Source organism: Paracholeplasma manati, assembly GCF_025742995.1.
Classification (GTDB): Bacteria; Bacillota_I; Bacilli_A; order Acholeplasmatales; family UBA5453; genus Paracholeplasma; species Paracholeplasma manati.
This window is the reverse complement of record NZ_JAOVQM010000003.1, coordinates 68,433-90,156: the sequence shown is the minus strand read 5'-3', so window position 1 is coordinate 90,156 and position 21,724 is coordinate 68,433. Positions and strand designations below refer to the sequence as shown.

The 21,724-nt window shown below is 39.3% G+C and carries 24 protein-coding genes and 2 tRNA genes; 2 read left to right on the top strand and 24 right to left on the bottom strand.

What is annotated here, in order from left to right:
• Positions 1-4 precede the first annotated feature (4 nt).
• From N7548_RS04715 to N7548_RS04705, 3 genes are read right to left on the bottom strand one after another with little or no spacing between them, the layout of a single operon-like run.
• Positions 5-346, bottom strand: a complete 342-nt coding sequence (locus N7548_RS04715) for a DUF6054 family protein (protein ID WP_263608302.1) — start codon at positions 344-346, stop codon at positions 5-7.
• Positions 333-1,358, bottom strand: coding sequence for an A/G-specific adenine glycosylase (gene mutY / locus N7548_RS04710; protein WP_263608301.1), 1,026 nt, complete (start codon positions 1,356-1,358; stop codon positions 333-335). The genes N7548_RS04715 and mutY overlap by 14 nt, the downstream gene beginning before the upstream one ends.
• A complete protein-coding gene (locus tag N7548_RS04705; RefSeq protein ID WP_263608300.1) occupies positions 1,339-1,878 on the bottom strand; it encodes a histidine phosphatase family protein in 540 nt (179 codons plus the stop codon). Before N7548_RS04705 ends, mutY begins: the two co-directional genes overlap by 20 nt.
• A 141-nt stretch (positions 1,879-2,019) precedes the next feature.
• Between N7548_RS04705 and N7548_RS04700 the strand changes: the two genes are divergently transcribed.
• A complete protein-coding gene (locus N7548_RS04700) occupies positions 2,020-2,634 on the top strand; it encodes a nitroreductase family protein (RefSeq protein WP_263608299.1) in 615 nt (204 codons plus the stop codon).
• 24 nt (positions 2,635-2,658) lie between these two features.
• Here the strand turns inward: N7548_RS04700 and N7548_RS04695 are convergent, their stop codons facing one another.
• From N7548_RS04695 to N7548_RS04615, 17 genes are all read right to left on the bottom strand, one after another.
• Positions 2,659-3,981, bottom strand: coding sequence for a C1 family peptidase (locus tag N7548_RS04695; RefSeq protein WP_263608298.1), 1,323 nt, complete (start codon positions 3,979-3,981; stop codon positions 2,659-2,661).
• A 99-nt stretch (positions 3,982-4,080) separates the two neighbouring features.
• Positions 4,081-5,397: an endonuclease gene (locus N7548_RS04690; RefSeq protein WP_263608297.1), complete on the bottom strand. Its 1,317-nt coding sequence runs from the start codon at positions 5,395-5,397 to the stop codon at positions 4,081-4,083.
• 21 nt (positions 5,398-5,418) lie between these two features.
• Positions 5,419-5,494 (bottom strand) — tRNA-Arg (locus N7548_RS04685).
• Positions 5,495-5,587: 93 nt separating this feature from the next.
• Positions 5,588-5,664: transfer RNA gene (locus N7548_RS04680), tRNA-Arg, on the bottom strand.
• A 124-nt stretch (positions 5,665-5,788) separates the two neighbouring features.
• Positions 5,789-6,217 carry a MarR family winged helix-turn-helix transcriptional regulator gene (locus N7548_RS04675; RefSeq protein WP_263608296.1) on the bottom strand — a complete coding sequence of 143 codons (429 nt, stop codon included), beginning with the start codon at positions 6,215-6,217 and terminating at the stop codon, positions 5,789-5,791.
• Between the two features lie 147 nt (positions 6,218-6,364).
• Complete coding sequence (locus N7548_RS04670) at positions 6,365-7,009, bottom strand: tRNA (adenine(22)-N(1))-methyltransferase (protein ID WP_263608295.1); 645 nt, start codon at positions 7,007-7,009, stop codon at positions 6,365-6,367.
• Positions 7,009-8,286 (bottom strand): RNA polymerase sigma factor RpoD, encoded by a 1,278-nt coding sequence (gene rpoD / locus N7548_RS04665; protein WP_303645799.1) that lies wholly within the window; start codon positions 8,284-8,286, stop codon positions 7,009-7,011. The genes N7548_RS04670 and rpoD overlap by 1 nt, the downstream gene beginning before the upstream one ends.
• A 13-nt stretch (positions 8,287-8,299) precedes the next feature.
• Positions 8,300-9,373 (bottom strand): sigma-70 family RNA polymerase sigma factor, encoded by a 1,074-nt coding sequence (locus N7548_RS04660; RefSeq protein WP_263608294.1) that lies wholly within the window; start codon positions 9,371-9,373, stop codon positions 8,300-8,302.
• Complete coding sequence (gene dnaG, locus N7548_RS04655; RefSeq protein ID WP_263608293.1) at positions 9,370-11,136, bottom strand: DNA primase; 1,767 nt, start codon at positions 11,134-11,136, stop codon at positions 9,370-9,372. The genes N7548_RS04660 and dnaG overlap by 4 nt, the downstream gene beginning before the upstream one ends.
• A 21-nt stretch (positions 11,137-11,157) precedes the next feature.
• Complete coding sequence (locus N7548_RS04650; RefSeq protein WP_263608292.1) at positions 11,158-12,531, bottom strand: glycine--tRNA ligase; 1,374 nt, start codon at positions 12,529-12,531, stop codon at positions 11,158-11,160.
• Positions 12,532-12,542: 11 nt separating this feature from the next.
• Complete coding sequence (recO, locus tag N7548_RS04645; RefSeq protein WP_263608291.1) at positions 12,543-13,196, bottom strand: DNA repair protein RecO; 654 nt, start codon at positions 13,194-13,196, stop codon at positions 12,543-12,545.
• Entirely contained in the window at positions 13,180-14,073 is an 894-nt protein-coding gene (gene era / locus N7548_RS04640) for a GTPase Era (protein ID WP_263608290.1), read from the bottom strand. Before era ends, recO begins: the two co-directional genes overlap by 17 nt.
• Positions 14,057-14,470, bottom strand: a complete 414-nt coding sequence (gene cdd / locus N7548_RS04635) for a cytidine deaminase (protein WP_263608289.1) — start codon at positions 14,468-14,470, stop codon at positions 14,057-14,059. Before cdd ends, era begins: the two co-directional genes overlap by 17 nt.
• The gene (ybeY, locus tag N7548_RS04630; protein WP_263608288.1) at positions 14,467-14,883 is read right to left on the bottom strand and encodes an rRNA maturation RNase YbeY; all 417 of its coding nucleotides are present in this window, start codon (positions 14,881-14,883) and stop codon (positions 14,467-14,469) included. Before ybeY ends, cdd begins: the two co-directional genes overlap by 4 nt.
• Positions 14,883-15,827, bottom strand: coding sequence for a PhoH family protein (locus N7548_RS04625; protein WP_263608287.1), 945 nt, complete (start codon positions 15,825-15,827; stop codon positions 14,883-14,885). Before N7548_RS04625 ends, ybeY begins: the two co-directional genes overlap by 1 nt.
• Positions 15,828-15,910: 83 nt before the next feature.
• Positions 15,911-16,084, bottom strand: a complete 174-nt coding sequence (gene rpsU, locus N7548_RS04620) for a 30S ribosomal protein S21 (protein ID WP_262095908.1) — start codon at positions 16,082-16,084, stop codon at positions 15,911-15,913.
• An 88-nt stretch (positions 16,085-16,172) separates the two neighbouring features.
• On the bottom strand, positions 16,173-16,880 hold the full coding sequence (locus N7548_RS04615) for an RsmE family RNA methyltransferase (RefSeq protein ID WP_263608286.1): 708 nt from the start codon (positions 16,878-16,880) through the stop codon (positions 16,173-16,175).
• Between the two features lie 118 nt (positions 16,881-16,998).
• Between N7548_RS04615 and N7548_RS04610 the strand changes: the two genes are divergently transcribed.
• Positions 16,999-17,643 carry a DUF2238 domain-containing protein gene (locus N7548_RS04610; protein WP_263608279.1) on the top strand — a complete coding sequence of 215 codons (645 nt, stop codon included), beginning with the start codon at positions 16,999-17,001 and terminating at the stop codon, positions 17,641-17,643.
• Positions 17,644-17,660: 17 nt separating this feature from the next.
• On the opposite strand, the gene N7548_RS04605 is transcribed toward N7548_RS04610, so the two are convergent.
• The 4 genes from N7548_RS04605 to dnaJ all read right to left on the bottom strand — a co-directional run bounded on the left by N7548_RS04605 (position 17,661) and on the right by dnaJ (position 21,716).
• Complete coding sequence (locus tag N7548_RS04605; RefSeq protein ID WP_263608277.1) at positions 17,661-18,815, bottom strand: hypothetical protein; 1,155 nt, start codon at positions 18,813-18,815, stop codon at positions 17,661-17,663.
• Positions 18,812-19,330 (bottom strand): RNA polymerase sigma factor, encoded by a 519-nt coding sequence (locus N7548_RS04600; protein WP_263608275.1) that lies wholly within the window; start codon positions 19,328-19,330, stop codon positions 18,812-18,814. The genes N7548_RS04605 and N7548_RS04600 overlap by 4 nt, the downstream gene beginning before the upstream one ends.
• Positions 19,331-19,390: 60 nt before the next feature.
• The gene (locus N7548_RS04595; protein ID WP_263608273.1) at positions 19,391-20,500 is read right to left on the bottom strand and encodes a hypothetical protein; all 1,110 of its coding nucleotides are present in this window, start codon (positions 20,498-20,500) and stop codon (positions 19,391-19,393) included.
• A 100-nt stretch (positions 20,501-20,600) separates the two neighbouring features.
• The gene (dnaJ, locus tag N7548_RS04590) at positions 20,601-21,716 is read right to left on the bottom strand and encodes a molecular chaperone DnaJ (RefSeq protein ID WP_263608271.1); all 1,116 of its coding nucleotides are present in this window, start codon (positions 21,714-21,716) and stop codon (positions 20,601-20,603) included.
• Positions 21,717-21,724: the final 8 nt, after the last annotated feature.

Below are 21,724 nucleotides of genomic sequence, written 5' to 3'. Positions count from 1 at the left end.
TTAATTATCTAAAACCCAGATTTCTGAGCGTTTTTTCAACCAAACCGACAAAACTATTTTCCGCACCCCAGTTAAAACGAATCAGAGCACCAGTTGAGCCACCTGTACTGATGGCGTCAACAAAGATTTGATCGTCCTTTTCTGTAATCAAAACAGTTAAACTGGCACGATTACCAGCACGATAATAAAACTTTTCGAATACCATTAAACGTGTCTGACCATTATCAAAACGGTGTTTAACGTCTAAACGGCATTCACCTGTGATCGAACCTTGGACGATTTCAGTGTAGATTGCCCCACTGATTTGGTCGATTGACCCTGAACCTTGCATTCTAATACTTGACATTCTTTTTCTCCTTTGTTGTGATTTGTTTATGTGCCGTCGCCATCGGTACTTCATCAAATGACGAGACAGTTTCATGATTTATACTTGAATCGATGCGTCCATAATACACATCCATGTACCAAATTAAATGCGTGAACACATGTTTGTAGATACCTAAAGGCTCGGTATATTGGATACGATATCCACTAGATTCAAGGGTTTCAATGGCGTATTGCAAGCTATCGGCTTCCACTTGTGGCAATAAATAGAGTCCTTTTAATAGATTATCCGTGACTTTTTCGACCACAAACCTGCCTTGTTCATCTTCTAAAATAAACGTGATAAAACGACGCTCTTTTTTGGCTTTAGCTTTTGTTTTTATAGGAATGATACTTTGAAGGTTTTGTTGTCTTGAAATACAGTCCAATCGTACTGGACAAACATCGCACTTAGGTTGGTGTTTGGTACAAACAGTTGCGCCTAATTCAATGATGGCTTGGGTGTATAAATGGGGTTGCTCATCACTTAATAAGGTTGTGTTTAACTGGTTTATTTGTTTTTTTGTTGTATCCAAAGTGATGTCATCTTGAATGCCAAAATACCTTGAAATGACGCGCATCACATTGCCATCGACAGCACTGATTTTCTGATGGAATGCGATCGATAGGATTGCGCCTGCTGTGTATGCGCCGATGCCTTTAAGTTGAATCAATAGATCATAAGTATTGGGAAAAACACCATCGTATTTATGCATGATTTCAATGGCTGTTTTTTGCATGTTTCTAACCCTAGAATAATAGCCTAAACCTTCCCATAACTTGAGGAGTTTATCTTCTTCACAGACTGCTAAATCTTGTATGGTTGGTAAGGTTTGAATGAACCTTAAGTAATAAGGGATGACGGTAACAGCTTGGGTTTGTTGTAACATGATTTCAGACACCCATATGTAATAAGGGTTTTCTGTTTGTCGCCAAGGTAAATCACGTGGATTCACCACGTACCACGCGATGAGCTTATCTGAAAAATGACTCATCGTAGGTCTTAACGCGGATACCACAGTGTGGAATCATATCTTCAATATCGGTAAATGTCCCCATCACAATTCCATGACAAACGACAATGACTTTTTTGTATTTCAAATAAGGTTTAATCGCGTTGTGTGTACGCTTGGATAATACTTCATAGGATTCCCATGGGAATACAGTTTCAGCCGTTCTAATGCCTTTTTGAGCCATGAACTCAGGATAAGCTTGGTCCAAATCTTTACGATCACCAAAGGTTGTATCCGGCATCCATTCGTGCAAATCATTTTCAACCGTTAATGGGATTTGGGTAATGCGTGAAATGATGGCCGCGGTTTGAAGGGCTCTGGTGTATGGGGACGCTACAATCAAATCAGCGTCTTTCAGTATCTCTTCTTTCGCTACCGCTTCAGCCTGTGAAACACCACGATCCGTTAGTTTACCTAAATCGTAGCCTTGGTTTTTGTAACCGCGTGCGATAACTTCATCATAGCGCGGTTCTCCATGTCTAATAAAAATAAATGTTGTCATATAATCACCTAATAAAAGTATATCATACTGAAAGCCATCTATGGCGTATAGATTTACCTAGTTTTGTACATTTTTAAGCATTATTCGAAATCGAAACATTTCGATATGATACAATGAATCTGTGAAAGGAATGATATAGACATGACAAAAAACAATCAATTTGACGACATTATTTTAAATCGTCGTTCAATCCGTAAATATAAGCCCGTTGAGATAGATGAAACAACCCTGAGGGCAATCTTCGAGATGGCCTTACGAGCCCCTTCTGCCAACAACCTTCAACCATGGACTTTTCGAATCATCCAATCTGCTGAAGCGAAAGCAAAATACTCTGATTTATTCAAATGGAATCGCAGTCAATACGAAACCGCGTCAGCGATGATCATCATCCTCGTGGATACACGCTATGCAAGCCGCGCCGAAGCCATTTATGATAAAGCTGTATCGATTGGTACCATGAGTCCGGAAGTTAGAGAAAAACAACTCAATAATTTCAAGAGTCAGAACCCAAATTCGCTCGATGTATTGAAAGTAGCTTACATTGATGCTGGTTTAATCGCGATGAATTTGATGTTATCAGCCAGACATTTTGGATATGATACTTGTCCAATTGGGGGATTCGATAAAGCCAATGCGCCACAAGCTTTTGGCTTAGAAAACCATGAAGCCGTGATGGCGATATCAATTGGTGTTGCCGATGACACAGGTCATCGTTCAGTTCGTTTAGATTTCGACCAAGTCGCTAAAATCCATTAAAAAAAGGACAGTTTTGTCCTTTTATTATGCTAGAGAACCCATCGGGTCCCATGGTTTTAATACAATGGGTTTCGATTGATATGCATTTAACTCGACTTCAGTTAAATATTTTTTGTGTACAACCGCTTGATATGTGTTTTGATCAAACCATGTACCACTCATCAAATAGTATCCTTTTTGACCACGGTCGGCACCCCAGGAGTTTTCAATCTTCCATTTATTGGGTTGACCATTCTCTAAGTTCACACCCGTGATGACCATCGCGTGGTTCATGGCACCTTGAAGGTAGTCTAATTTTTGTTCTTTGGTCATCGAAAAATGCATTTGAAATGCAGTTTCGTAATCATAGGCTTGGTCATCCCAAATCCCTTTTTCACGGTCGCCATCTCTAGCCACATCGGCACCAAACCAAACGATTTCTTTATCTTTTAGTTGTCCAATGACAAGTTCTTTTAAGCGTGACATCGGTAAGTTTAAGTGCACAATCGGTTTACCACCAATCACATTGCCTAAATAAGCGATGGTATAGCTTCTCATGTAAGGTTTGTCTTGGGTAGGTGAATCGATGATAGAGACATAATCGTGTAATGATAAACCCAAATGATCAAAAAATGATTTTGGAGAATCAAAACTGGATTTATTGTACTCATTTTGCTTATTTACATATTCAAAATCAATCTTGGTTGGTGGCACACCAAAATTGGTGCATAAAAAGCCATAGAGTTCTTCAAGTACAGATGCTTTCAAGGCATCTTTTTCTTTTAATAGATGGGATGATGCTAAAATTCTCGCTTCTGCAGCGTATTTGCGCAATTTGATGTTGATGAGTTTGTTCATCGCAGCTGTGTTGGAAGAGGCATAGGTTTCAGGCATTTGGTCCTTTGGAACAATCCCATATTTATCGACTAGAGAGACAAACATGTCCCATTGTCCCCCATCTTGAATGCCCATTTGTAATAAGTGTTTTAAGGTGCGATCATCGCCATCGCACGTTAAAAAATCATCCATCGCTTCCAAGAAATAATTGATCTTTTCAAATTTATCCCAAAAGGCTTGATAGTTTTGTGAAAGTTCAAAGTCTTTGAGTTGATATTTTTTCGCAACCAATTCACGCACAATATTTAAACCTGCGAATAACCAGCATCGACCAGATGCTTTTTGATTGGTTACAGGTAGGGTTTCAATATCGATTGAAAATCTAAATTGGGTGTTTTGTTCGGCTTCTGTAACATACGCGATTGAGTCCATAGGGTTCTTTGCTAAGGCGCGTCGAATGGCCTTTTGATGCGTGTTTTGTTGATAGGACTCATGCATGTTTTCAATGGTTTTTAGGGATACTGCTTTCATTATGAATCACTCCTTTATGTCCAATTATACGCTCATGATGTTTATTTTAAAAGACAAAAAGTGAACTATTTTCGATAGTTCACTTGTCTATGATTGAATTTAATTATAGATTTTGCTGACCAATTCAGGGTAATCAATAAATGGGTTACGATTGCCTTGATAGCCATAGATGACATCGTTACGGTTACGTTCAAAATCATCGACTGGGTCTTGAATGTGCCATAATAATAAAGTTTGTAAGTCGCCCATTTGATAAATCGATGGTTTTTGTAGACCAGTTAAATTGACTAGAACGAGTTGGTCCCAACGGATATCCATATAGAACAACATTCTCGCAATGTCACCACGAATTTCAGCACGTGCTGGAAGGTAAGATTCCGCATTGGTCACCGGACCATACCACTTGTTGCTTCTTTCACTATTGATGGTCGGATTCGATGGTTTTAAGTTATGTAAATCAGAAGCGATATTTACCACTGTATTCGATGCTGCTTCACCTAACAAGGATTGTGGCCATACGTGTTCTTTATTCCAAGTCGAACCACCGTCCCACGCAGCAACGTAGGATTGACCTGTATAGAATTCGATTAAACGGCTACTATTATTCGGATCACGATCAGTCACTTGTAAAGCTGTATTCCCAAATGAATATTGACGGCCTGTCATTTGTTCCAATAAATTGTTCAAGAAAATGATCAAATTCGGACCAGTTAACCCGTCCATACCCAAATAATAGCCTGTGTATTGAACTTCAGTCCAACGGGCGTAAATCACGGTGTTACCGGTGATTGGGGTATCAAATTCATATTTGGTTTCACCAATATACCAGCCATCAAAGGTATGATTTTCTTTTTCAGGGTTGTTAGGTTTGATTGGCATCCCACCAGAGTTTACATTTTGATTTGGTATAACTGTGCCGTTATTGGTTTCAAATGAGACCACATAAACAATTGGATTCCAAACGGCGTAAATCACCATATTTTGGGTGACTGGTGTCGAAAAATCATAAACTGCATCGTTGTATTCCCAGTGTGAGAACGTATAATGCGTTCTTGTTGGTGTTGTCGGTGTGCTCGCAGATTCACCGTGAGGGACTTGTTGTGCTGGGACTGCAGACCCATACGTAATGAACGAGACGTTTCTCATGACTTTGGTCCATTTCGCAACGATGGTCACATTATCTTCGAGTTTGGTATTGAAATCAAATTGGGTTTCACCAATAAACCAACCAACGAAGACATGGTTTTCTAAAGTGGGTGTTTCTGGTACAGATACGCGCATACCTGGGTCAAGATTAATGGTTGTGATTGCTGAACCATTTTGTGGATCAAATGTGACTGTAATCTGTTTTGGTACACAAGCTACTAGCATGAGAACCAAGGTGGATAAAACCATTAGAATACTGAGTTTCTTCATATTTATTCCCCTATTTTAAAGTGGCGATCCGGAAAGGACTCGAACCTTCAACCGTTACCTTAGGACGGTACTGCTCTATCCATTGAGCTACCGGACCCACTGCTTTTCTTCTTATTATACCTTAAAAGAAAATAAAGCCCATCATTGATGGGCAATTTCTAGCAAGTCAATGACTTGTAAAGGTCTTAAATGGCGATGCAGGAGAGATTCGAACTCCCGACCGACGGCTTAGAAGGCCGTTGCTCTATCCAACTGAGCTACTGCACCAAATTTGACAGCATGGTTATTATAACGCAAAATAAAGCGGTTGTAAAGACAAAACTTTCATCAAAAAGTATTTTCTTCTATAAATAGAAAAGGGATGTCGCCATCCCTTTTGAATTTAAAACCGTTAAATTTTTCCTACAACACTGATTTTATTCAAAATGCGGAATAAAGTCTTCGTATCTTGTTCGCCAAGATGCTTCATCAACTTTTGAATACGTGCGTAGTAAACGTCTTGGACGCTTTCAACAAAAGCTTGTCCTTTTTCGGTTAAAAGCACATAAGTGACGCGGTGATCCGATTTTGAATCTCTACGTGCTAAGTAGCCATCTTCCACAAGCTTGTTCATCTTGTGAGTGATCGCTGGTAATGTGACTTTCAAGCGTTTTGCGATAGCGGATGGTTTAATCCCCGTTGGATCACCAAATGCGACTGAGAATAGTAGTGTGATATCTGCATCACTCAAAGCGTACTTTTTGTGACGGTAAATTCCACTCTTTCTTAGGCCTTGCAACGCTCTTTCAAAGTCTTGTGCAAAAACTAGTTTTTCGTTCATAGTAATTCCCCCCTTACTAATACAATATCATTATAGCGTTTTTTTTACTAAAATGTAAAGAAAAAGTAATCAGAAGTAATGATATTTTAAAAAATCACACGATTTCAATAAAAAAGCACCCGAATAGATTACTTTCGGGCGCATGCTTTATAATTGTTTCAAAAATTCTAGTATATCGCTTAAATACGCGATTTCAACAGCCATTTTGGCTTGTTTTTCACCTTTGGCTTTCGCATGATTTCTCACCCATACAGCCATTTGGTGTTGATAATACGGTAACGCTTCTTTCTTGTTTTTTAAGATTGGTCCAACGAACATATCCTTCGCATTTAGGTTCATTTTACCTTTTTCACATACTAAAATCACGTAATGAAATTTATCGTGAACCGCGACTTCATCCATTATTTTGAAATCATGCTTTGATAAATAGTCCCGTAACAAATCGACATGGTTGTTCGATTGGAGGATATATTTTTGGGCTGCGACATGTTTTTGAGACAAGATATCTTTGACCAGATGCATGCCCATACCCGCAATCAATACACCATCATATGATCCATCAATGTGTTGAAACCCATTGCTTAATTTAAATGTCACACGATCTGTCAGATTGGCAGCTTCGATGTTTTGTTTGGCATTGTCTAGAGGCATTTTATTGATATCACATGCAATAGCGTTTTGAATGTACCCATGTCTTAAAGCGTCGATAATCACATAACCGTGGTCAGTACCAATATCTAGCAGGGTGTTTATGCCTTGAGTTAATTGGCTGAGTGTTTCGATACGATTCATTATTTTCTCGTTAAGTTGAAATCTTTGAGTTTCTTTTGACGACTTGGTTGTCTGAGTTTGCGTAAAGCTTTGGACTCAATTTGACGGATACGTTCTCTGGTGACACCAAATTCTTTACCCACTTCTTCTAGTGTGTGTGTTTTACCATCTAAAAGACCATAACGAAGTCTAAGTACCTTTTCTTCACGGTCTGTGAGGGTTTCTAATACTTCATCTAATGTACGTTTAACCATTTCTTGAACGGTATATTCATATGGATTAAGCGCGGTTGGATCAGAGATAAAATCGCCCAATGAAGAGTCCTCTTCTTCACCTACGGGTGCTTCTAACGAAATCGGTTCTTGGGCAATCTTTTGAATCGCTTGAACGCGTTCAGCGGTGATGCCCATACGTTCACCAATTTCTTCAGGGGAAGGTTCACGGGAAAGTTCTTGAACCAATTGACGTTGAATACGAACCAATTTATTGATGGTTTCAACCATATGGACTGGAATACGGATGGTTCTGGCTTGGTCAGCAACCGCTCTAGTGATGGCTTGGCGAATCCACCAAGTGGCGTAGGTAGAGAATTTAAAACCTTTTTCATGATCAAACTTATCCACCGCACGCATTAAGCCCATGTTACCTTCTTGAATCAAATCGAGGAATAACATCCCACGACCCACATAACGTTTCGCAATCGAAACGACCAAACGATAATTGGCTTCAACCAATCTATTTTTCGCATAAATCGCGTCTTCTACCATGTTTTCAAGTTGGAGTCTTTCTTCTTCAGGGATATCGACTTGATCATTTTTCATGTCATCCAACTGTTCTTGTGCAAAACGACCATTATTGACACGGACAGCCAAATCGACTTCTTCATCGCTGGTTAACAGCGGAATACGACCGATTTCTTTTAAGTACATGCGCACTGGGTCATCGACCTTAATCGATGATGGTAAAGACTCGATGTTGAGCAGTTCTTCTTCTTTGATGTCTTCAATTTCAAGTGAAGATAAAGACAATTGATCGAAGTCAATGTCTTCATCCAACTCTTCTTCCTCTTCATCGAGTTCATCCACAACCACTGGGGCAGGGGTTTCAATCTCATCAATGATGTCTTCTTCGACTTCAAGATTCATGATATCGATGTCTTCATCAAGCAACGCCGCTTCGATTGCCAAATAATCTGGCGACCCAAATGGGGCGTGTTTGATGACATCGCTGTAATTAACTTCGTTGTTATTCTTTTTACCGAGTTTGATTAAATCGGCAATGACTTTTTCTAAGTTCATGTGTAACTCCTTATTATTTGAGCAATTTGTGGGTTTGACGAAGGGTTGCCAAACTTTTTGAAATGATTTGTCTAATGCGTTCGCGGGTGAGTCCCATGAGGTAACCTATTTCTTCAAGGGTGTAATACTTCCCATCATGAAGACCAAAACGGTAACGCATGACTTGTTCATCTCTTGGTCCTAGTTGTTTCAATAGCGATGAAATGTGCTCTTTTTCTTTCATTGCCATGTAGGACTCTTCAGGATTCAAGACATTGGAAGCGATAAAATCAGCCAATGTTGCATCCTCCTCAGTACCGACGGATTTATCTAATGATACCACTTCTTGAGATAGCTGTTCGTAACTGGACAGTTTTTCAAGGGTGATACCTAATGCTTCTGCAACTTCTTCATCCGAAGGGTTTCGATTGAGTTTCGATCTGAGTTCATTTTTAATCCTGACCATTCGATTTAAATTTTCTACCAGATGCACAGGAATGCGAATGGTTTTCGATTGTTTGGCAATCGCACGTGAAATCGATTGTTTGATCCACCACGTTGCGTAAGTAGAGAATCGATTGCCCATGCGATAATCAAATTTGTCTGCGGCTTTCATCAAGCCCATGGTGCCCTCTTGAATGAGGTCTAACATTTCCATTTTCCCATCGGACTTCTTCGCAATCGACACGACCAAGCGAAGGTTCGATAGAATGAGTCTATTTTTGGCTTCAACAGCGATGCCAATTGTTTGTTGGCGTGCCTGTTCAGCCACTGGGTCAGATTGGACACCTAGTGCCATGGCTTCATGACCCATAAACACTTTTTTGGTGATGTCCTTTTCTTCATCAGGTGTTAATAGTTTGATTTCGCCCATCTCTTTGAGATAGCGATGATAATTATCCGTTGGTTTATCTACGGAGGTATCAATCAGAGGGATATTTTCCTCTTCATAGGTAATTTCATAACCAGCTTGATCCAAGGCACGCTTGATTTCATCAAATTCGTGGTCCTCAAGTTCAGTCATTTCTAAGACATCATTGAGTGGCACTTTTTTGGTTTCTTTGTAGGTGTTTAACAAGTTTTCAATCCATTCGTAGTTTGGGTTCATGAGTTCACCTTGCCTTTTAGTTTGGAGTTTTTAAGCTGTTTAAACTGTTCTGCATAGTTCGCTTTGGTAAATGCCTCTGGTTCATTTAAAATGTTTTCTCGCAACTGTATCATCCCTTTTTCAATGGTGATGGTTTGCATCACACTTAAGAGTTCAGTCACCGCTTCTTCTTTATAAATCGGCGCGATTTTCCAAGTCAATGAACTGAGTACTTTTGTTTCGAAAGCTTTCAATAAATCTGGATTTAATATATCTTTAAAGGTGTCTATATCGAATACTGCATGGTTTGGATAATAACCCAACATCAGGCTACCTCGTAATTTAAACAGATCCATATCGGCGACAAATTGAGTACCAAGCGCTTGTTCAATGCGAAGTGCTTGATCGTAATCTTGGGTCATCGCGATGAAAAGCTGGATTTCCGCACCATAGTATTTCTTTAAAGACTTATTGGTCACTGGTTTTGGTTTTGGTAACACCGGTTTTTGATCAGGTGTACCAAACTGGGTATCCTTTGGCATCACCGAATCATAACTAGACCCGATGTCTTTAGCCAGTTTTCGATAATAAATCTCTCTAATACTTTGATCTTTAAATTTAAGCATTTTTTTAATGCGAGACTTAAATTCTTGAATGTCATTGGAGTTATTCAAATCCAATCCCTTTTTGTGGTAGTCATAACTGAATACCAATGGGTCTATGGTCTCTTTAAACGCGGCTTGATATGCAGGGACGCCATACTTCTTTAAAAAGTCATCAGGATCTAAACCATCTTTAAGACTCACGATATCGCATCGTAAGCGAACTTCTTCTAAAATAGGAATGGCTTTCATGGTAGCGGATTGACCCGCTTTATCGCCATCATAAGCGATAATCACGTCTGAAGTGACTTGCTTAAGCAGTTCTGCATGCTTCTTCGTTAAGGCAGTCCCCATGGTTGCGACAGCGTTGCCTAAACCACTTTTATAGGAGGCGATGACATCGAAGAACCCTTCATATAAAATGACTCTTTTTTGCATACGAATGTCTTTAGATGCTTGAAACAAATGATACAAGACTTCCCCTTTTTTAAAAATCTTAGTCTCAGGGGTATTTAAGTATTTTACAGGGTCATCTTCTAAAGCACGGCCAGAGAATCCAACGACACGCCCGTGGGTGTCATGGATCGGGAAGGTGATGCGTTTAATCATTAAATCATAATACGAACCATCTTCACGTTGCTTGACCAAGCCTAAATCCATCATCATGGTAGGGTCAAACCCCTTATTTTTAAGGATTTGAAACAAGGCATCTTTTTCTTTTGGGGCTAACCCAATCGAAAAATGCTTCAGATCATCACTTGTTAAACCACGTTTTTCCAAATAACTCAGTGCGGTTTTTCCATAAGCAGAATTATTCAGATAATACATGTAGAAGTTGGCTGCTTCTTGCATGAGTTCATGTTCTTTGAGGGTCGGGTTTTCAACAATTTCCACATCGACTTTGATACCGAGTGGGGTTGCTAAAGCTTTAACTGCCTCAGGAAAAGAGACATTTTTGATTTTTTGATAAAAGGTGATGGGTGAACCCCCTTCACCACAAGCCATACACTTCGCTAAATGTTTTTCTGGTGAAACCGAGAAAGATGGACTTTTATCGTCGTGAAATGGACATTGTCCCATATAGTTTTTACCTTTTTTAACCAGGTTCACATATGGACTAACTAACGCTACGATGTCGGTCTTTTCATTGATTTCATCGATTATATGACGGTCTATCGGCATAAAAAGACCTCCTTTGTCGTATTATAAAGTCGTTTTATCTAAAATGAATGCTTTGAGTTCGGATAATGGTATTCTGGTTTGAGCCATAGAATCACGTTCTCGGATGGTAACGGTATGGTTTTCCAATGTTTCATCATCAATCGTTACACAGAATGGGGTACCGATTTGGTCTTGACGACGATAACGTTTACCAATGTTTTGTGTTTCATCATAAATCGCTTGGGTAAATTTCGATACCGTATCCAATAAATCTAAGGCATATTGGTCATGTTTCTTTTTAATCAGTGGCAATATCGCTACTTGATAAGGGGCCAACGCTGGATGGATGTGTAAAACTTCTCTAATTTGTCCATCGGAAAGCACTTCTTCTTCATAACTTTCGATTAAGATGGCCATCAATAGACGTTCTACCCCAAGGGATGGTTCAATGACGTATGGTAAATACTTTTCATTGGTATCTGGGTCTAAGTATTCTAAGTTTTCTTTGGATTGTGTTTGGTGCGCATTGAGGTCAAAGTCTGTTCTTGATGCAATCCCCCAAAGTTCATCAAATCCCCATGGGAAGCGATATAAAACGTCGGTGGTTGCGTTTGAGTAATGGGACAATTCTTCTTGCTCATGGTCATGTAACTCTAAGTTTTCACGCTTTAAACCTAAGGTTTGTAAAAACTCGATCGCGTAACTACGCCAGTAATTGAACCATTCGATTTCAGTGCCTGGTTTGCAGAAGAATTCCAATTCCATTTGTTCGAATTCACGGGTTCTAAAAATGAAGTTACCTGGGGTGATTTCATTTCTAAAGGATTTACCGACTTGGCATACGCCAAATGGGACTTTACGACGGGTGGTTCTTTGGATATTCTTGAAGTTGATGAATATACCTTGGGCTGTTTCTGGTCGTAAATAGACGGTATTACCCGCACTTTCAGTGACCCCTTGGGTGGTTTTAAACATCAGGTTGAACGATTTGATTTCTGTCCAGTTGACTTTACCACAGTTTGGACAAGCGACTTTTTCGCTCATCATATAGCTGTGCAGCTGTTCGTGTGACCAAGCGCTTGGATTCACTGTATTTTTGCTGTGATCTTCAATGAGCTTGTCGGCTCTGTGACGTGTATTACAGCTCTTACATTCGGTGAGTGGGTCGGAGAATCCACCGACGTGGCCACTGGCTACCCATACTTGTGAATTCATCAAAATCGATGAATCTAACAAGACGTTGTAGCGATTCTCATCATGGAATTTTTTAAGCCATGCCTTTTTAATGTTGTTTTTTAATAAACTGCCTAATGGGCCGTAATCCCAAGTATTCGCTAACCCACCATAGAGTTCTGAACCTTGGAAAATAAAACCGGTAGCTTTTGCATAAGTGACTAACTTCTCTAAACTGATCATAAGGACCCTCTCTATTCTTTTAACCCTTTGATATCGTATTCCATATGGTATCGATAAAAGGTTTTGATGAAATGTTCAATGTGTTTGATTTGTGGTGGCGCTAATGTGATATCATCGCCTGTTTTGTAAAAATATAAAGATGCCATCAAGGTGGTAGTCTCCAAATCGATATCGGCGTATTCACCGTCTTTTTTGGTCGTTACAGCGGCATTTTTAATGGAAAACCCGGTTGGCTCATCACCGACGAAATTGAGTCGATAACCGAACCCAAACAAGAGTTTTAATGCGAAAATCAAGTACCCATAGGGGTGTTTTAATAACTCAATCATGAGTGGATAAACCTTATCATGGTCAATGTCATCGGTGATTAAATGGTCTACAATCTCTAAGATGATGGCTTGTTTTGAAAGCCACATATAGTCCTTCTTGAGTCCATCAAATCCTTCGATGAGTTTGGCTTTGGATAGGGCAAACATCTCTTTGTCTTGGTAGGCAAATTCGATTTCTGTCAAGTATTGAGACAATACCCGAAACTCATGTTTATAACTTTTCACACCATTCGCAACCAGTGTAACCTTGCCAAAAGGTGAGTATACAAAAAGCAATTTGCTCGACTCTTTGTAGTCTTGGGTTTTATAGATTAACCCATTAGTCGTGGTTGTCATAGCCGAATGATTTCAAGTCAGAAGGTCGGTTTCGCCAATCCTTTTTGACTTTTACCCATAAAATGAGGTGAATTCTGGTATTCAATATCTTATTGATTTCTTTTCTGGCTTCGGTTCCGATTTGTTTCAACATATCGCCACCTTTGCCAATCAAAATTTGTTTTTGTGTGTTTCGTTCAACCACGATGGTGGCGTGAACTTCATAGACGTCTTCGATCATTTCTGTATGCTCGATTACTACAGCCACAGCGTGTGGCACTTCTTCTTGGGTATGATAAAGCACTTTTTCGCGAATGATTTCAGACATCAACTGGAAATCACTTTGGTCGGTGATTTCAGACGATTCAAACAATGGATAACCCACAGGCAAGCGACCTACGAGTTCTTCGATTAGATGATCGATGTTTGTATGGTCTTTCGCGGAAATCGGAAAGAATCCAGCAAACGGATATACATTCATATAACTGATGATAATCTTATCAATTTGAATTTTGGATTTAAGCAAATCCACTTTATTAATGACCAAATAGACAGGGGATGAAATGCCCTGAAATAACTTGATGACGTGGTCTTCAGCCAACCCTTTTTCAGCATCTACCATAAACAATACCGCGTCCATGCCTTCAATCGATGATTGTGCGGTTTGATCTAACAAACGCCCCAATTCATGTTTGGGTTTATGAATGCCTGGGGTATCCACAAATACCATTTGGTAGTCTTCTGTGGTTTTGATCCCTAAAATTCGGTTGCGTGTGGTTTGAGGTTTTGGTGATGTGATCGCAATCTTTTGTCCGATGATGGCATTGAGTAAGGTCGATTTACCGACATTTGGACGACCTACAATACTGATAAAGCCGCTTCTAAAGTTTGTCTTCATGGTGTTCAATTTCATCAAATGAATATGGCAACAATTCTTTGAGTGATGTCTCTTTGATTTTACCTGTTAAATTGGATAAATAAATCGGTGTGTTTTTAGGCAACAATTCATTCATCACTTGACGACAAGCCCCACATGGGCTGATTGGATTTAAGGTATCCCCTGTGATTGCCATCATGACAATATCGTCTTTACGATAGCCTAAACTATAAGCTTGAAATAAAGCGCTGCGTTCTGCACAGTTGGATAAACCATAAGAGGCATTTTCGATATTTGCGCCATGAATGACTTTACCATCTTTCATCAATAATGCAGCCCCAACCCCAAATTTGGAATAAGGTGAATAGGTTTGTTTTCTTGCGATGATGGCTTCTTGAACCAATTGTTCTTTTGTCATGATGATTTCCTTTCGAGCGAAGCCTTTTTAAGGATTTCTTCTTGCTTCGCAAACATAATCTTTTCTTCTGCTTCGGTATGGTGGTCGTAGCCGAGTAAATGTAAGTATCCATGTACGGCTAAAAATCCGATTTCACGTTCGATTGAATGCCCGTAGTCTACAGCCTGTTCTCTCGCCCGGTCTAAGCAAATAAAGATATCGCCAATGTAGTTTTCATCTTGATCTGGAAAACTGATGACATCGGTCACTTTATCGATATTTCGATAGTTTCGATTCATTTCTTGTATTTGATCTTTAGATAAAAATACGATGTTCATTTCATGGGGTTCTGATATGAAACCAAAAATCTCCGTAATCAACTGTTCTGCACTTGTGGTTTCTTCTGTGGTTTGATTGAAAAATTGAATATCCATCAGTCATCGTACCTTTCTAATATTTTTTGAACGAGTGGGTTTCGAACCACGTCTAAGCGTTTGAAGTGTATCACTTTAATCGCGTCGATGTCATGAAGCTTTTGAATCGCTTCATTCAGCCCAGAAGGTACCCCTTTAGGCAAGTCTGCTTGCGAAGGGTCACCTGTGATGACCATTTTAGATGAGAATCCCAAGCGGGTTAGAAACATCTTCATTTGGGTATGTGTCGTATTTTGTGCTTCATCTAAAATGATGAATGCATTTTCAAGGGTTCTTCCTCTCATATAAGCGAGTGGTGCGATTTCAATGACCCCTTTTTCTAATAATGCATTGGTCATTTCAACCCCTAAAAACTCATATAAGGCATCATATAAAGGAATTAAATAAGGGTCTACTTTTTCTTTTAAATCTCCTGGTAAAAATCCTAACGATTCCCCGGCTTCAACGGCTGGTCTCGTCAAAATTAGTTTTTTAACCTTATTCTCTTTTAGATAGCTGACCGCTAAAGCGACAGCCAAATAGGTTTTACCAGTCCCTGCAGGTCCAACCCCAAAGACCATGTCCGATTGCGTGATGGCGTCGGCATAAATCGCTTGGGTGAATGTTTTCGGATAGATGGGTTTACCTTGTTGATTGATGATGATTTGTTTTCTTCTTAGAAACAAGTCAGCTGCATGTTCAAGCTCATTGGCTTCAGCTAATTTAATCAAATAGATGACGTCGCGTTCCGTAATGGTTACTTTTGGTGCAATCGCCATCATCACTGATAATACCGACTCCATCATCGAAATCACTTTAGGATCTGTCGCATCCGTGTGGAATTCATCCCCATTTAACACCAACATATAGTCAAAATAGGTCTTAAAGACCTCTAAGTTCTTGTCAAATGCCCCCACGATGTTATAACTGAGTTGTGGGTCCTTCAGTTGAATGCTTAATTTCATTTAACCACTCCTACGGTTTATTATATCATAATAAAGTTAAATAATTATGGTTTTATCAAAGAAAAAAGCACAATTTGATGTGCTTATTTTTTATTGCTTCTAGCTGCTTGGCGCTTCATTTTACGATCCACACTTGGTTTCACATAAAATTCGCGTTTACGTGCTTCTGCGAGGGTACCGGATCTGGATACGTCACGTTTAAAACGACGCAATGCATCTTCAATTGATTCGGATTCACGTACTACGATTTTAGGCATGTCTGCCCTCCTTCCGCACTTTAAAATCTAAAGCCGTAATCATTATATCGAATTCATATAGATTTGTAAAGCCTTTTAATGGAAAACATCATCTTTTTCTTTCTAAAACACCATCGATGATGGCCAGTCCGTAAAGACAGGCGACTTCGGTTTGTAGGATGCGATTTCCGAGTCCCACGGAAATGAAGCCCTTATCTTTTAGTAAAGCCATTTCCAATTCATCGATACCACCTTCGGGACCTATCAATAATGCAATCGAATCGCCATTTTTTATCCCTTCAATTTTATCTAAAAATACGGCTTTACGATCATTTTCATAAGCAACGAACGCATGTGAAAAATCACCATTCAAAGCCTTAATATTGGGTAAAAAGTCAATGGTAGGGACCGTATTTCGATGGGCAAGTCGTGCACTTTCTAACGCAATCTTCTCATAACGGTCTTTCTTTTTATGCCAAGTTTGGTCATCCATTTTCGAAATGCTGCGCTTCATTTCTATGAAAATAATTTGATCTACACCAAATTGAGTCGCGTACTTTACAACGAATTCATTCTTATCGCCTTTACCAATCCCTTGAATGAGGGTTATTTTCCCTTTGTTTATAACGACATCCAATGGTTGAATCATTTCATATTTCAGTGGTATATTTTCTAATGAAAGTTTGGCTAAATAACATTGCCCCGTTGTGGTACATAATTCAATGTCATCCCCAGATTGCATTCGCATCACGGTTAAGATGTGGTGCCAATCATCCTTTTTAATTTGTTGTTGGTCATCTAAAAAATATCTTTGCATAAGCATCACCTAAATTCATAAATATACTATCACATTTGATTCAAAATCGTTCAATAAAATCAATTTGAACTGACTTTATATCAAATTGTTTTATAATGGTATCAAAGCAGGTGATGTTATGATTAGACATAACCGAATCAACAACGTATTGTACACCTTGGATGGTCTATTTGCTTTGGTTCTTCTGACCATTGGAGGTATTTATCTCATCCAAAACCCCGTTTGGGATGTCCAAAACTGGTATGTCATTGCGTTTTCAAATGCGATCGTAACATGGATTGTCATTCAACTCCCATGGATTTTGAATCGGTTTTTCAATGTTGCTTTCAGTAAACTCATCACAGTGACTTATTATGTCTTCATTATGTTAACATTGCTCATTGGTGAAGCTGTGGGTGTTTATCGCGTGGTAGCCGCATACGATTCATTTATCCATGCGATTGGTGGATTTGTTCTAGCACTGACAGGTTATTATATATACCACTTGCTATCTAAAGAAACAAACAAACCATTGTTGATTATCTTTATTCTAGGATTTCAAGCGTTGTTTGGTACGATTTGGGAAATCTTTGAATATGGCTTAGATGTATTTATTGGTTCAAACACTCAAAGTTATTTTGATGATCTGACTCAAACTTTATTCATCGGTCAAGCAGCGTTACGTGATACCATGTTGGATTTTATATTCAATACACTCGGTGCTATCATCTTTATTTTGATTTTACCTTATATCAAAAATGAATGGTTAATAGAAAAAAAATGAACATGAAGTTCATTTTTTTATCGATTTTTATTGTCACGTCCTGGGTGGTCATCATCCGAATCTTCATCATCGGAATGATCTTTATCTTTACCATAATCGTGGTGACCACGATTGCCCATGAAATCATCTTTTTCACCTTTTGAATTGGTAATTTCGTAACGATATTCATTGGTATTAAGGATTGGATCTACTTCTACGGATACCAAAATGCTGCCTTTTTCTTCAAAGCCATCGCCTTGATATTCATATTCAGCACGAATCTTAGCGATTCCATTGTCAAGAACACGCATGGCTTTGATATCGACTTCGATGTCATCTAATTCATGTTCATAAGTTAATCGAATACGAAGGTTTTCACCGATGGTTTCTAATCGGACTTCTGCACTTTCGATTTGATCACCGTTGATATAAACACCATAATCAAACCATTGTGTATTCGCGACTTCTGTGGAGATGAATTCGACATATTGAAGGTCTTTCAACAAAGGATTGTTATATGTTTTGGTCGTAATGATGGTTTTTTCACCATTGACGACTTTAGTACCTTCAAGGTAAAAGGATTGTTGTTCCAATACCAGCACCCCTTCAGTCAATGTTTCATCACCAGATTGGGTTTCGTTGTAATGGAAAACATAAGTGGCAGTTTCATTATTCAAACTCACGATTTCATACGATACTTGGTAGGTATATCCCGATAACGTTGAAGCAATCGGGTCTGAAAAAGTCAAGGATTCGTCACTGCTGATGAACAGTTCGATCATATTGAAATAAGGATTTAATAAGGCAACCCGTTGTTTCATATGGGTTTCTTGGTTCATCATACTGCTCAGTAAAATCATGTTTTGTGTTTGGTTAAGCTCTAAATCGATGGCGTTGAGTAAAGTTGACGATGAAATTGCACTAAATGAATAGGTTTTTTCAGCTGTTAAGGTCATAGGTATTTCGATTGGATTGTTGGGTGTTCTGCCCAATGAAATCAATCCAACAATCAACATTGTGGTTGCGATTAATGTCAACGCAATCGATGCGAAACGTTCTTTGAAAATCGCATTGAAGCGTGGTTTTGGTGCATCCAAAATGTCAATACTCTGGAGATCAATACGCGACAAAACATCTGGAATTTGTGATTCCATGGTCGATTTTAACAATGCTTTGATGTCTTTATCTCTCATTTTGTCGCCTCCGTTCGCATTTTCTTTAGTGCATTTTGATACATCCATAAAACCGTACCTAAAGGTTTATCCACCATTTTCGAAATATCTTTAAAAGTATAGTCATCGATGATGTGATAGAGCACAATGGTTGCTTCTATGGGGTCTAATGCTTTGAGCAAAGCCTCAACCAACGCTCGTTGCTCATGGTTCACTGCGGCTGTCTTAAATCGAAGATTGATACTGTCTTCGGATTGATAGGATACTTTTGCGTTAATACGATAATAGTCCATGGTCAAGTTGTAAGCGATGCTCGACAACCATTTGATGAATTTGCCATTTTTTTGATAACTTTTGATGCTTTTAATCGCTTTGATGTAGGTTTCTTGCATCAAATCTTCAATGGTATTGGGGTCTTTGATTTTTTGTCTGATGATGGCATATACGATGTTTTTGGATGCATCATAAACAGCTTTAAACCCATCATCATTTTTAGCTATGATTAAGTCAATATAATCGTCGTAATTGAATGACATGTTACCCCTCCAATCACGACGATTATACCACATTTATAGAGTTGATTCTATTGAATAAAACTAACGACGGTCGTCTTGATGACCTTTGTCATTGCCTTGTTCATCGTCATTGCCATGACCATGGTGACCGCGTTCGATTTCATCGTCTTTACCAAATCCATGACCATGTCTTTCGCCGACAATTTGGTATGTATAAGTGGTTTCGCCAGTGAGTTCATCGACATTGATGGTAATTTTGATCATACCACGTTCAATTTCTTCACCATCTTGATCAATTTCATATTGGATGAATAAATCATAGTCTTCATTATCCGCGTACTTAAAGGTATAACGGGCTTCTAACGTATCTGTTTGATATTTCAACATCACTTTGGATTCACCATCTTCGTTTTCAACTTTAATGCTGGTACGATTGATGATGACACCATCGGTCATTTGAACAAAATTAAACTTTTGTTCTGAATCTTCTGTTTTATAACTGATTCGAATGAAATTAAGTTCATCGATGAGCGCGATAAACTTATATTCAGTTTCATCGCCTTCAACTTCTTGACGGCCTAACAATGTATATTCAATGCCATTAACAATGAGTAGACCTTCTAGTTCAGTGGTAATTTCATCACCATCTTCATCATCGAATAGATCATCATGATCGTGATTTCGATCCCCACCACGTGCTTGTCTTTCAACAAGTGCTGCGGTTTCATCGGATGTATCATCCGTTTCATCTTCAGTTTCAGGTTCGGTAACCGGTGCGATTTCTACTTCATTATAATAAACAGTATATTCAACGGTTTGTCCTAGGGCATCTTTGGCTTGATATACGGACATAAATGCGTATTCAACACGGTCTGATGCTTGATTGATCACTTGTAGTGGTGCACTTGAATTCAAGAATGTTTCGACCATCAACAAGTATTTTTCCAATACGGGGTCAGTATCTGTGACTGGATCAACCACGGGTTCATCAACCACAGGTTCGTCGGTGGTTTCCATGGTTGTACTCGTTTGAGAAACTTGAGCCTGTGCGAGTACATCGCCCATCGATACCATCGATAATGCATAGACATCATTTTCTGAGTAGGTAATCGTTTGTTGTGCTAAGTTACAACCAACCAAACCTGCTAAAAGAAAGAAAAACATGACTGCCATTAAAATCGTTTTTTTCATTGTGTGTCAGCTCCTTTTGATTATTTACACCTAATATACGCAAAACCAATCCATTTTATTGGCAGAAAAAAAAGAAACTGCGCATGGCAGTTTCTCTGGATTAGTTTTTAAATAGATTTTTAAATCGTTCCCAAGGGGTATCTTTCGGTTTAGGATCGGCTTTTTCGAATTGTCTAAGGATATTTTCTTGTTCCTTGGATAAATTGGTCGGTACTTCCACCTGTACGACTACCAATTGATCGCCTTTACGACCGGTATTGACGTTCGCCACCCCTTTTTCACGCATGCGTAGGGTTGTTCCATTTTGAGTTCCCGGATTGATTTTAAGCGATACATCGCCATAAATCGTCGGTACATCAATCGAATCCCCTAAGGCAGCTTGAACAAAGGAAATCGGTGCTTCAAGGATGATGTTGTCACCATCGCGTTTGAAGAATTTGTGCGGTTTGACGGTGAATCTTAAATACAAATCACCGGCTGGACCCCCATTCGCGCCGCCTTCACCATAGCCTGGCATGCGAAGTGACATGTTGTTATCGATTCCTGCTGGAATTTTAACTTCAACATCTTTCGTGACTTTTTCACGACCAGAACCGTTACAAGTTTTACATTTATTTTTAATCGTCTTACCGCGACCGCCACATTTTGGACAAGCTGCTTGCGAACGAATACTACCTAAGATGGTACGTTGTTCTACCGTAACATAACCTGCGCCATGACAACGATCACAGGTTTCCACATCTTTAGACGATTGTCCACCGTGTCCACCACAGGTGTGACACGCTTGTTCGGTTTCAATTTTAATGGTTTTCTTCGTACCTAAAACAGCTTCTTCAAAGCTGATGTTCATGCGTCGTTCTAAATCATCTCCGCGGGCTGGACCATTCGGATCACGGCGTTGTTGACCCCCACCGCCAAAGAATGAACTGAAGATGTCGGAGAATCCACCGAACCCTTCAAATCCACCAAAACCTTGACCATTACCTTGGCCAAACGGACCATTATGACCATATTGGTCGTATTGTCTACGTTTATCAGCGTCACCCAAGTTGTCGTAAGCTTCTTGAACTTCTTTAAATTTCGCTTCTGCATTGGGTTCACTAGAGACATCGGGATGGTATTTTTTCGCAAGTGAACGGTAGGCTTTTTTAATTTCTTCCTCGGATGCCGTTTTACTTACACCCAGTACGTCATAATAATCTCTTTTATCTGCCATATGTTAAC

What these genes read in the sequence shown, in the direction of transcription:
- dnaJ (WP_263608271.1), bottom strand. Translation starts at nt 21,716, where the DNA reads ATGGCAGATAAAAGAGATTATTATGACGTACTGGGTGTAAGTAAAACG.
- recO (WP_263608291.1), bottom strand. Translation starts at nt 13,196, where the DNA reads ATGACAACCACGACTAATGGGTTAATCTATAAAACCCAAGACTACAAA.
- mutY (WP_263608301.1), bottom strand. Translation starts at nt 1,358, where the DNA reads ATGAGTCATTTTTCAGATAAGCTCATCGCGTGGTACGTGGTGAATCCA.
- N7548_RS04675 (WP_263608296.1), bottom strand. Translation starts at nt 6,217, where the DNA reads ATGAACGAAAAACTAGTTTTTGCACAAGACTTTGAAAGAGCGTTGCAA.
- N7548_RS04670 (WP_263608295.1), bottom strand. Translation starts at nt 7,009, where the DNA reads ATGAATCGTATCGAAACACTCAGCCAATTAACTCAAGGCATAAACACC.
- N7548_RS04625 (WP_263608287.1), bottom strand. Translation starts at nt 15,827, where the DNA reads ATGAAATTAAGCATTCAACTGAAGGACCCACAACTCAGTTATAACATC.
- N7548_RS04690 (WP_263608297.1), bottom strand. Translation starts at nt 5,397, where the DNA reads ATGAAGAAACTCAGTATTCTAATGGTTTTATCCACCTTGGTTCTCATG.
- cdd (WP_263608289.1), bottom strand. Translation starts at nt 14,470, where the DNA reads ATGACAAAAGAACAATTGGTTCAAGAAGCCATCATCGCAAGAAAACAA.
- ybeY (WP_263608288.1), bottom strand. Translation starts at nt 14,883, where the DNA reads ATGGATATTCAATTTTTCAATCAAACCACAGAAGAAACCACAAGTGCA.
- N7548_RS04595 (WP_263608273.1), bottom strand. Translation starts at nt 20,500, where the DNA reads ATGAAAAAAACGATTTTAATGGCAGTCATGTTTTTCTTTCTTTTAGCA.
- era (WP_263608290.1), bottom strand. Translation starts at nt 14,073, where the DNA reads ATGAAGACAAACTTTAGAAGCGGCTTTATCAGTATTGTAGGTCGTCCA.
- N7548_RS04705 (WP_263608300.1), bottom strand. Translation starts at nt 1,878, where the DNA reads ATGACAACATTTATTTTTATTAGACATGGAGAACCGCGCTATGATGAA.
- dnaG (WP_263608293.1), bottom strand. Translation starts at nt 11,136, where the DNA reads ATGCCGATAGACCGTCATATAATCGATGAAATCAATGAAAAGACCGAC.
- rpsU (WP_262095908.1), bottom strand. Translation starts at nt 16,084, where the DNA reads ATGCCTAAAATCGTAGTACGTGAATCCGAATCAATTGAAGATGCATTG.
- N7548_RS04610 (WP_263608279.1), top strand. Translation starts at nt 16,999, where the DNA reads ATGATTAGACATAACCGAATCAACAACGTATTGTACACCTTGGATGGT.
- N7548_RS04650 (WP_263608292.1), bottom strand. Translation starts at nt 12,531, where the DNA reads ATGATCAGTTTAGAGAAGTTAGTCACTTATGCAAAAGCTACCGGTTTT.
- rpoD (WP_303645799.1), bottom strand. Translation starts at nt 8,286, where the DNA reads ATGAACTTAGAAAAAGTCATTGCCGATTTAATCAAACTCGGTAAAAAG.
- N7548_RS04615 (WP_263608286.1), bottom strand. Translation starts at nt 16,880, where the DNA reads ATGCAAAGATATTTTTTAGATGACCAACAACAAATTAAAAAGGATGAT.
- N7548_RS04700 (WP_263608299.1), top strand. Translation starts at nt 2,020, where the DNA reads ATGACAAAAAACAATCAATTTGACGACATTATTTTAAATCGTCGTTCA.
- N7548_RS04695 (WP_263608298.1), bottom strand. Translation starts at nt 3,981, where the DNA reads ATGAAAGCAGTATCCCTAAAAACCATTGAAAACATGCATGAGTCCTAT.
- N7548_RS04715 (WP_263608302.1), bottom strand. Translation starts at nt 346, where the DNA reads ATGTCAAGTATTAGAATGCAAGGTTCAGGGTCAATCGACCAAATCAGT.
- N7548_RS04605 (WP_263608277.1), bottom strand. Translation starts at nt 18,815, where the DNA reads ATGAGAGATAAAGACATCAAAGCATTGTTAAAATCGACCATGGAATCA.
- N7548_RS04600 (WP_263608275.1), bottom strand. Translation starts at nt 19,330, where the DNA reads ATGTCATTCAATTACGACGATTATATTGACTTAATCATAGCTAAAAAT.
- N7548_RS04660 (WP_263608294.1), bottom strand. Translation starts at nt 9,373, where the DNA reads ATGAACCCAAACTACGAATGGATTGAAAACTTGTTAAACACCTACAAA.